This is a genomic window from Acidithiobacillus sp. TH-A36 (assembly GCF_057473445.1).
On sequence record NZ_JBYCKP010000689.1, the window covers coordinates 1 to 3,402 of the forward strand.

Consider the following 3,402-nt stretch of genomic DNA (forward strand, 5'->3'; position numbering starts at 1 on the left):
AGCGAGAAATTATTGATCAACAAGCCGATAACCAAAACCTTTTTCCGTAAGCAGATACTGTGGAGCTTCCGGATCGTCCTCGATTTTTTCCCGTAACCGTTTGATATAAAGACGTACATAATGTTTCTGTTCCATACTGTGTATACCCCATATGGATGTAAGGATGACCCGATAGGACAGTACCCGTCCCTGATTTATGGCAAGAAGATGTAACAGCTCATATTCCTTGGGCGTCAAATCAATCACCTTCCCTTTTTTACGCACACAGTGGGTAGGATCATCAATTTCCAGTTCCCCAATAACCCAACAACGCGGGTTATCTTCCAGCACCCCTACCGGTTTTTTGCGCAGATGGGCCCGCAAGCGGGCAAATAATTCACCGATGGTAAAGGGTTTGGTCAAATAATCATCAGCGCCTTCATCCAGGGCCTGCACTTTGTCCATTTCATGTCCTCGGGCAGAGATGACCACAATGAGCGGCTGTTCTCCACTCTGAGTGCGTAGACGACGAATCATGCTTTGACCATCACCATCGGGCAAGCCCAGGTCCAGAAGCAGAAGTGCAAAGCAATGCCCTTGTTGTAATTGATATTTTTCATAGGCTTTCCAGGCATCTCTGAGGGTACGTTCCCAATGCAGACAATAACCGGGTTCCCGGTCCATGGCAGACTGCAGAAATGCGCCAATGCCCGGATCATCTTCTACCAGAAGAATATCTATGTTTTCTTTATGGTTATTAGGCATTTATCACTCCTCTTCGGAGGGAATAAGGGGTTCCGCTTCGCGTGGGATGGCAAAGCAGAATACCGCACCATGCACCGCAACACGGTTACGCACCCAGATACGCCCATTATGGAGTTCAATAATGGCTTTGCAGATGGCCAAACCCAGGCCACTTCCACCCAGGCCCACCGGGGGCTTGACCTGACTGAAACGACCAAATATTTCCTGCTCACGGCCAGAGGGAACGCCGAATCCATGGTCGATGACGCAAACGACAATCTCTTTTTCATCAGCATAGGCTTCCAGTTCAATGTCGCGGCCCGGCGGACTGTAACGACAGGCATTTTCAACCAGATTGGTCAGTACCTGCACAATCAGCTGGGGATCAACATGCAGGAGCGGCAGATTTCTGGCGATTCTGGTTTGAAAAGGATGCTCTGTACAAAGAGATTTTACCTGTTCGCGCGTGCTGACCAATAAATCTTCCAGCGGGGTCCATTCCTTCTGAATCTGGAGGCGCCCGGATTGGAGTGCAGCCATATGTAAAATACGTTCAACGGTATGCTCCATTTTTTCCGTTTGTTGGCGGATGTTTTCCAGAAGTAACCGATCTTCAGAGCTGAGTCCCTGGGCATTGCGCTGCAAAGTGGTTGCCGTACCCAGGACACCCGCAAGGGGGGTTCTCAAATCGTGCGATACGGCACCCAACAGGGCATTTTGTAGTTGTTCGACGCGCAAGCGCACATCCGCCTCCGTGCGCTGCAAGGAAGCCTGGGCTGAATCCAGGGCGACCGCGATCAGGCGCACCACCGTTTCCAGAAAACGTAGCCAGTCAGTCGGGGCGCGGCGTAAATCAAGGTCGGCCAGCATGACCACGCCCAAAGAGCGCTCATTGATTATCATCGGCATGAAAAGTGCTGGAAGATCGGCCAGGGTATTGGTACTCATTCCCGCATTTTTCCTGTTCTGGAAGCACCAACGCGCAGCAGCCTGGAGTTTTCGCTGTTGTGAATCTGTCTGATCTGGTTCTGGAAACTGTTTGAGTGGGCCTTCAGATTTTTCGGTGGCGGGGAGCCAGAATGCCACAGAAATGCCCAGTGTCTGCTCCAGTTTTTCGATACTCGCGTTGAGAATCCCTTCTACCCCACGCGCACTACTCAACACCTGAACCAATTGGTAGAGGTTACGTGCCCGGCGCTCACGAATACGGGCCATCAACTCCTGTTCCCGTGAACGGGCGACCAACTGGCTGATCAAGAGAATCAGGGACAAAATCAGCGCGAAATAAGCCAGTGAACCCAGAGTCGTGGGCAAGCCTTTCCCCAGTCCGAAAGAGTAATAGCTGACCGCAGCGGTTATAAATGTAATCAGAGACGGCCAGCGTCCATAGAGTAGTGCGGCACCCACCGCGCCCAGCATGTACAACATGAAAATGCCCGCAAAGCCCAGGTAGGCCGCCAGCATCCAGGCCAGACCGCTTAACCCCAGTCCCAGTAGAGCGCCAAAAATAAAATGGCGATTGCGGATATGGCGCCGTAAAGGTGAATTCATGACTCCAAGGTATTGCTGATTTCGCAAACGCTGATCTTCAGAAATCGGTTTTTTGGCAGGAATGGGATGAATGATGATATCCATGCTGCGCTCACTGTTCAGAAGATGCGCAGTCAGTGATCCGGGCCACCACCACAAGAATTTCCGAAGACCTTGCGCCTGACCCAGCACAATCTGGGTCACGTCACGCAAACGTGCGTAGGCCAGGATTTCCGCGCCGATGTTCACGCCAGTCAGGCGAGCTGTTTCTGCACCCAGACTTTCGGCAAGGTGCAGATGATTCCAGATCCACGCCTGGGTTTCAGCCTTTTGCATCAGACCGCGTGGGGTATCTACGTGAATGACCAGCCAATCCGCCCGTTGTGCCGTAGCCAGATGATAAGTAGCCCGGACCAGATGTTCATCCTCGGGACGCCCACTGATTGCCACCAGCAAACGATCCCGGCTTCCGCCACGGCGTTCCTCCTCAGGATTTTGTAGCTGAAATTGGCGCAACTCCAAATCGACGCGGTCTGCCGCCAGACGCAGTGCCAGTTGCCGCAGCGCGATCAGATTCCCTTTGCGAAAAAAGTGCGACATCGCCCGTAGGCCACGATCTCCCAGATACACTTTGCCCTCTTTGAGGCGCTGCATCAGGTCTTCATCGCTGATATCCACCAGAACGACCTCATCGGCCTCCTGGATCAGGTGGTCGGGTACCGTTTCCTGCACTTTGATGCCCGTAATCTGGTGGACCACTTCATGGGCACTTTCCAGATGCTGGACATTAATGGTGGTGGCTACTGAGATACCGGCATCCAGCAGTTCTTCCAGATCCTGCCAACGCTTTTTATGACGCGATCCTGGTGCATTGCTGTGGGCCAGCTCATCCAGCAAAAGCAGTCCCGGACGGCGACTGAGGGCGGCGTCCAGATCAAATTCCTCCAGCACCACATTTTTATAGGGCAAATGCTGGCGTGGCAGCATGGGGAGCGCATCTGCCAAAGCCTTTGTCTCATGGCGTTGATGGGTTTCAACGATCCCTATCAACACGTCTGCCCCTTTAGCCATCTCCTGCTGCCCGAAACGCAGCATGGCGTAGGTTTTTCCCACGCCTGGTGCGGCACCAAAGAAAATTTTCAGTCGACC

Annotated in this window: 2 protein-coding genes; both read right to left on the reverse strand. The window is 52.8% G+C overall.

The genetic code is table 11. The features are described 5' to 3' along the window. Window positions 1–9 precede the first annotated feature (9 nt). Window positions 10–744, reverse strand: a complete 735-nt coding sequence (locus tag AC2VLY_RS17145; protein ID WP_031574313.1) for a response regulator transcription factor — start codon at window positions 742–744, stop codon at window positions 10–12. Window positions 745–747: 3 nt separating this feature from the next. Then, the coding region (locus AC2VLY_RS17150; protein ID WP_486922711.1) for an ATP-binding protein at window positions 748–3,402 on the reverse strand (2,655 nt) is incomplete at its 5' end.